At 73.0% G+C, this 6,347-nt stretch carries 6 protein-coding genes; 1 reads left to right on the forward strand and 5 read right to left on the reverse strand.

The window, feature by feature from the left end; genetic code table 11:
* Window positions 1-19: 19 nt before the first annotated feature.
* From rimO to MPTA5024_RS11820, 5 genes are all read right to left on the reverse strand, one after another.
* Entirely contained in the window at window positions 20-1,438 is a 1,419-nt protein-coding gene (gene rimO / locus MPTA5024_RS11800) for a 30S ribosomal protein S12 methylthiotransferase RimO (RefSeq protein ID WP_036322398.1), read from the reverse strand.
* A 30-nt stretch (window positions 1,439-1,468) separates the two neighbouring features.
* Window positions 1,469-2,212 (reverse strand): helix-turn-helix domain-containing protein, encoded by a 744-nt coding sequence (locus MPTA5024_RS11805; protein WP_036322399.1) that lies wholly within the window; start codon window positions 2,210-2,212, stop codon window positions 1,469-1,471.
* A 123-nt stretch (window positions 2,213-2,335) separates the two neighbouring features.
* The gene (locus MPTA5024_RS11810; protein ID WP_036322402.1) at window positions 2,336-3,724 is read right to left on the reverse strand and encodes a purine-cytosine permease family protein; all 1,389 of its coding nucleotides are present in this window, start codon (window positions 3,722-3,724) and stop codon (window positions 2,336-2,338) included.
* Complete coding sequence (locus MPTA5024_RS11815) at window positions 3,721-4,677, reverse strand: isopenicillin N synthase family dioxygenase (protein WP_036322405.1); 957 nt, start codon at window positions 4,675-4,677, stop codon at window positions 3,721-3,723. The genes MPTA5024_RS11810 and MPTA5024_RS11815 overlap by 4 nt, the downstream gene beginning before the upstream one ends.
* Window positions 4,674-5,135 (reverse strand): nucleoside deaminase, encoded by a 462-nt coding sequence (locus MPTA5024_RS11820; RefSeq protein WP_036322407.1) that lies wholly within the window; start codon window positions 5,133-5,135, stop codon window positions 4,674-4,676. The genes MPTA5024_RS11815 and MPTA5024_RS11820 overlap by 4 nt, the downstream gene beginning before the upstream one ends.
* A gap of 94 nt (window positions 5,136-5,229) precedes the next feature.
* Here MPTA5024_RS11820 and MPTA5024_RS42070 point away from each other — a divergent pair.
* Window positions 5,230-6,347, forward strand: a 1,118-nt coding sequence (locus MPTA5024_RS42070) for a PucR family transcriptional regulator ligand-binding domain-containing protein (RefSeq protein ID WP_051457958.1), incomplete at its 3' end; no start/stop codon positions are given.

The raw sequence follows: 6,347 nt of genomic DNA on the forward strand, positions 1-6,347 counted from the left end.
GGCGGTTCGCTGCGGTCCGTCATGTGCCTGCCTTGATCCGGGCGATCAGGTCGACCCCCTCGGAGTCGACGGCGACCGCCTGGACGATCTGGCCGGGCACCAGGCCGATGCCCTGGACGGTGACGGCGCCGTCCACCTCGGGGCCCTGGTGGGCGGCGCGGCCCTCGTAGCCGCCGTCCCCGAGGTCCTCCTCGATGAGGACCTCCAGGTCGTCGCCTATGCGCTCCTCGGCACGCTGGGCGGTCAGCTCCTCGGCCAGCTCGGTCAGCGCGGCCACTCGCTCGTCGATCGTGTCCTGGTCGAGCTTGCCGTCGAAATCGTAGGCCTCGGTGCCCTCCTCGTCGGAGTAGCCGAAGACGCCGACGACGTCGAGCCTGGCCTCCTCGAGGAAGCCCACGAGCTCCTCGAACTGCCCGTGGGTCTCCCCGGGGAAGCCGACGATGAAGTTGGACCGGACGCCCGCCTCGGGAGCGCGCTCCCGGATGCGGGCCAGCAGGTCGAGGAAGCGGACCGGGTCGCCGAAGCGCCGCATCCGCCGCAGCACCGGACCGCTGGCGTGCTGGAAGGACAGGTCGAAGTACGGCGCCACGCCCTCGGTCGCGGCGATCACGTCGAGCAGGCCGGGACGCAGCTCGGCAGGCTGCAGGTAGCTGACCCGCACCCGCTCGACCCCGTCGACCCCGGCGAGCCTGGGCAGCAGCTTCTCCAGCGCCCGCAGGTCGCCCATGTCCTTGCCGTACGACGTGGAGTTCTCGCTGACGAGGACGAGCTCCCTGACCCCCTGCTCCGCCAGCCAGCGGGCCTCGGCCACCAGGTCGTCCGGGTGGCGCGAGACGTACGACCCGCGGAAGGCGGGGATCGCGCAGAACGTGCAGCGGCGGTCGCACCCGGACGCGAGCTTGAGCGAGGCCACCGGGCCCCCGCTCAGCCGCTTGCGCAGGGTCCTGGGGCCGCTCGCCGGCGCCACGCCCTCCGGCAGGGCGTCGTCGGCGCCGGCGCCGTGACCGGGGATGTGCGCGTGCGCCGCGGAGCGCTCCACCGGGCTGATCGGCAGCAGCGTGCGCCGGTCGCGCGGCGAGTGCGGCACGAGCGGCCGGCCGGCGAGCACGTCGTCGAGCCGCGCCCCGATCTCCGTGTAGTCGTCGAAGGAGATCACGGCGGCCTCGGGCAGCGCGCCGGCGAGCTGATCGCCGTACCGCTCGGCCATGCAGCCCGCCGCCACGACCTTGGCGCCGGAGTCGGCCGCCGCGAGCAGCGTGTCGATGGAGTCCTTCTTCGCCGAGTCGATGAAGCCGCACGTGTTGACGACGACGACGTCGGGGTCGTCGTCGCCCATCCGCCAGCCGGCGGCCTCGAGCCGCGCGGCCAGCTCCTCCGAGTCGACCTCGTTGCGAGCGCAGCCCAGTGTGATCAGCGATACGGTTCGGCGAGAAGACATGATGCTGACTACGGTATCGGCAGTCGGCGGTCAGCGGGGACCCGGGCCGCCCGCCGCGAACGTCCGCCGGACCGTCTGGCCGTCCTTGCCCGGGGTGCCCAGGTCCTTGCCGTTCACCTCGAGGCGCACGGCCCCCGCGTCCCCGATCACGACCTTCAGCTTGTCCTTGCCGGTCCACGTGGAGGCGGCCCCCTCGGGCAGCGTCCCCTGGAACATCGCGTGGCCCTTGGCGTCCTTCACCGTGATCCAGGACGGCTTGCGCGCGTAGACCTTGAGGACCACGGTCCCGTTCGGGATCCGGGCGGCGGCCTGCTCCTGCGCCCGTGCGTGGTGGGCGCCCGCGTTGGGGTGCACCACCGGGAGCTCGACGGCCGTCTGGCCCGCCTTCTCCCCCGAGCCCGACAGCAGCCTGACCAGCACCACCACGACGATCAAGGCGACGGCCACGGCCGCCACCATCGTCCAGTTGGGCATGCGGTGGCTGCGCTGGTGCAGCAGGTTGTCCACCTTGAACAACGTGGACGCCTGGATGTTCGGCCGGGAGCCGCCGTGCTCCTGCTCGTACTCCCGCACGAGGGCGTCGGGGTCGAGCCCCAGCGTGGAGGCGATGGCACGGATGTGGCCACGCGTGTAGAAGTCGCCCCCGCACACGGAGAAGTCGTCCCGCTCGATCCCCTCGATGATCGTCTCACGGATGAAGGTGCGGGAGCTGAGCTGACCCACGGTCAGCTCGGCCCGCTGTCGCGCCTCCGCCAAAGCAGCGCCAACGCTCATTGGTCACGCCCCCCTGTCCGAGCTTCCGCTCGCCCCACAATGCGTAGTTAGTCACATTCAAGCAGTAACCGACTACGAACGGTACCCGGGGGGTATACCGAGAGCGACATCGGGGGGTGGGAGTCAGCGCCGCAGCGGCTTGAGCGCGAGGTAGACGGCCGCCGAGATGAGGAAGCCCACCTCGAACGCGATGTCGCCGACCGCCGGCACCCGCTTGGGCACGAGTCCGACGTACTGCTCCTGGTTGGAGAACAGCCAGACCGACAGCACGACGCCGACGACCATCGCGACGGGCCCGGCCCAGTTGGCGTGCCCGCGGTCGAACATGAGCGGCTCGTCATCACGGATGTCCCGGCCGCGCCGCAGGACCATGTCGGTCAGCACCACTCCCAGCCAGGGCCCGATCCAGTACGCGATGACCAGCAGGAACGCCTCGTACTTGTGCCCGGCGTCGTCGAGCCCCGACAGCGCCACTAGGAAGCCGGCCACGCCGCACGCGAGCGCCACGATCGCCCGGCGCATCGTCAGCGGCAGCCGTACGCCGAGGGCCAGCAGCGACATCGCGCCCGAGTAGACGTTGAGCGCGTTGGCCGAGATCGCGCCGAGCGCGATCGCCAGGAGCGTGAGGTCGGCGACGACCGTCGGCAGGTGGCCGGTGAACGCCGAGGTCGGCTGCCCGAGGGCGTCGCCGCCGCCGATCGTGACCGAGGCCGCCCCGACGATCTCGAGGATCACGCAGGAGACGAAGACCCCGAGCCCGGCGGCCAGGCCGGTGGCCCGCCTGCTCGCGCCGGCCGGGAGGTACCGGGTGTAGTCGGCGGCGTAGGGGTTCCAGCCCGCGGCGTACCCGAACGTGGCTCCGACCGTCAGCAGGAAGCCCCCGACGCCTCCCCCGGAGCCCGCGTGGCCGGGCTGCGCCTTGGACAGGATGATCGCCGACGCCACCGCGAAGATCACGGCCAGCACCGGGAAGGCGTACCGCTCGAAGGCCTGCACGAGGTTGTGCCCGAAGAAGCCGAGCGCGACCATCACCGCGACCACGATCAGCAGGCAGGCCCATGCGGGCAGGCCGGTCAGCGTGTTGAGCGCGAGCGCGCCGCTGACGCTGTTGACCGCGAACCAGCCGATCCCGGCCGCGACCGAGTTGACCGCCGAGGGCAGGATGTTCCCGCGGTACCCGAACGGCAGCCGCCCGAGGACCATCTGCGGCAGCCCGGCCGACGGGCCCCGCGCCGACAGCACGCCGTGCGCCGCCGCCCCGAGCCCGGTCCCCACGACGACCGCGAGCACGGCCGCCCAGAAGCCGAGCCCGAACGCCGCCACGGCGAGCACGCCGAGGAAGATCGTGGCGAACTCCATGTTCGGCGACATCCACGTCCAGAACAGCTGGCGCGGCCTGCCGTGGCGCTCGGACAGCGGGATGAACTCGACGCCGCCCGGCTCGATCGCGGCGACCTTGTCGCCGTAGCTTCCTTCGCGTACGGCGACGGCGGGGGGTTCAAGAACGGTCATATGGTGATCGCCTTCAGCTTCTCGAGGAGGTAGTCGGACGCGAGGACGGGCTCGTGGGAGACCCGCCCGATCGGCGGGCCGAGGGAGACGACCTCGGCCAGCGGGTTGCACTCGTAGAAGTAGATGAGCGAGACGAGCTCCTCGTCCGGGGCCGACGGGTCCGGCGGGAGCACCCGGTGCCGGTTCGACCGCCAGCGGTCGCCGGTCCACCGCGCCAGCAGGTCGCCGATGTTGATCGTGAAGGAGCCGGGCACGAAGGGCGCGTCGATCCACTCGCCGTCCGGCGTGTACACCTGGAGGCCGCCGACGCCCGGCTGCCGGTCGAGGATCGTGACCGTGCCGAAGTCGGTGTGCGGGCCGATCCTGAACTGCCCCGGCTCCGGCGGGCCCACCTGCGACAGCGGTGGGTAGCGGTTGATGTTCATCGTGTACGACGGGTGGTCGGCCTGCGACGTGAAGAAGCCGGGCGAGACCCCGAGCGCGGTCGCGCACAGCACGAGCAGCTCGTCGGCGAGCCCGCGCATCCGGGCGAGGTACTCGGTCAGCAGCGGCTCCATCTCGGGGACCTCCGCCGGCCACACGTTCTCCAGGAACCACTCGGCGTCGATCTCCGGACGGCCGATCGGCTGGTCGGCCCCGACGGCGAACGTCTCCTTGAGGTCGGGCGGGGTCGGGGTGCCCTCGGCGTAGCCGTTGGCCTCCACGCCCGGCGGCAGCCACCCCCGCTCCCCGACCGTGACGGCGTACCGGTCCTTCACCTCGTGCGGCAGCGCGAAGAAGCGCCTGGCCGCGGCGCGCACCCGGTCGCCCAGCTCCGTCGGGACCCCGTGACCCGTCACCAGTAGGAAGCCGATCTCGCGCAGCGCCTCGTCGACCCGCTCCGCCACCCGCGCGCGGTCCTCAGGGCCGCCCTGGAACCACGGGCCGAGGTCGACGACGGGAACCGTTCTCATGCCTCATCTCCAATGTCCTCGTTCCACAGGGCGGGTTCGGCCGCGATGAACGCGGTCATGAGCGCCGCGCACTCGGGCGAGTCGAGGACCAGCACGTCGACGCCGGCCTCGGCGAGCCACTCGTGCCGTCCCATGAACGTCCGGCACTCGCCGACGACGAGCCGGGAGATGCCGAACTGGCGGACCAGGCCGCTGCAGTACCAGCAGGGCGACAGCGTCGTCACCATCGTGGTCCCGCGGTAGCCGGGCCGGCGGCCCGCGTCGCGGAAGGCGGCGGTCTCGGCGTGGAGCGAGGGGTCGCCGTCCTGCACGCGGCGGTTGCGGCCGCGGCCGAGCAGCCGGCCGTCCGGCCCGAACAGCGCCGCGCCGATCGGGATGCCGCCCTCGGCGTACCCCTTCCCGGCCTCGTCCAGCGCGACGGCGAGCATCGCGGCCGGGCTCACAACGTTGCTGGTCATGCGCTCACTATCCCCCCGCCCGGGGGCTTCGGGAACGGACAGATCGTCCGTACTATGGCCACCCTGAACGGACGATCCGTATAGGGGTGGACCCATGCCTCTGACGCTGCGTGAGCTGCTCTCCTTCGACGTGCTGCGGGAGGCCCGGCCGGAGGTGCTCGCCGGCGAGGGGGCGCTGGACCGGGTGGTGCGCTGGGTCCACTCCAGCGAGATCTACGAGATCGGCCCGCTGCTCACGGGCGGGGAGCTCCTCCTCACGACCGGCCTCGGGCTGGCCGGCACCGACGCGGGGGCCCGCCGCCACTACCTGAGGGAGATCGCCGCCCGCGGCGTCGCGGGGGTGGCCCTGGAGCTCGGCCGCACCTTCCCCGAGACGCCGCGCGAGCTGGTCGAGGAGGCCCGCCGCCAGGACCTGCCGTTCGTCGCCCTGCACGCGGTGGTGCCGTTCATCCGGATCACCGAGCACGTCAACACGCTGATCGTCGACTACGCCGGCAGGCAGCTGCGGCTCGGCGACTCGGCCACCCGGGCCCTGAACGAGGCGCTGATCGCCGGAGCCGGCGTGGCGGGCGTGCTGGCGACGGGCATGGAGGTGATCGGCGCGCCGCTCGTGCTGCTGTCGGCCGGCGGCGCGCTGGTCGCGGCGCACGGGGTGGCCGGCGACCGGGACGCCTGGCGGGCGGCCGAGCACGCCGTCTGCACGTCCCCGGTCACCCTCCACGGACAGCCGTGGGGACGGCTCGTCGCCGGGCCCGGGTCCGCGCTGCGGGCCGACGAGCTCGCCATCGCGCTGGAGCGCACGGCCGTCGCGCTCGCGCTGGCCATGCTCCGCACCGGCAGCCCGCCGAGCGAGCGCGACCGCCAGGCCTCCGTGCTGCTGCGCGACCTGATCGAGGGCACGGCCGAGGCCGACCCCGCCGTACGGGCCGTCATCGCGGGCTTCCACCCCGGCCCCGGCCACATGCTGGTGGGGGTCGCGGTGGACGCGGTGGAGACGGCCGCGGCCGTGGCCGTGATCGACCGGGCCGCGCACATCCTGCACACGACGGCCCTGCGCGGCCGGGTCGCCCGGCTCGTGCTGGGCGCGCTGGCCGTGCCGAGGGCCGTCGCGGACGCGGTCGGGGCGGCCGCGCAGGCGCTGGAGGAGGGGCTGAAGCGGCTCGGTGCGCCGGAGCTCCGGGTGGCCGTGGGCCACGCGGCCGCGGACCTCGG

This window comes from Microbispora sp. ATCC PTA-5024, assembly GCF_000511135.2.
Taxonomy (GTDB): Bacteria; Actinomycetota; Actinomycetes; order Streptosporangiales; family Streptosporangiaceae; genus Microbispora; species Microbispora corallina.

Coding starts and splice junctions, on each gene's coding strand:
- rimO (WP_036322398.1), bottom strand. CDS start 1,438: ATGTCTTCTCGCCGAACCGTATCGCTGATCACACTGGGCTGCGCTCGC.
- MPTA5024_RS11805 (WP_036322399.1), bottom strand. CDS start 2,212: ATGAGCGTTGGCGCTGCTTTGGCGGAGGCGCGACAGCGGGCCGAGCTG.
- MPTA5024_RS11810 (WP_036322402.1), bottom strand. CDS start 3,724: ATGACCGTTCTTGAACCCCCCGCCGTCGCCGTACGCGAAGGAAGCTAC.
- MPTA5024_RS11815 (WP_036322405.1), bottom strand. CDS start 4,677: ATGAGAACGGTTCCCGTCGTCGACCTCGGCCCGTGGTTCCAGGGCGGC.
- MPTA5024_RS11820 (WP_036322407.1), bottom strand. CDS start 5,135: ATGACCAGCAACGTTGTGAGCCCGGCCGCGATGCTCGCCGTCGCGCTG.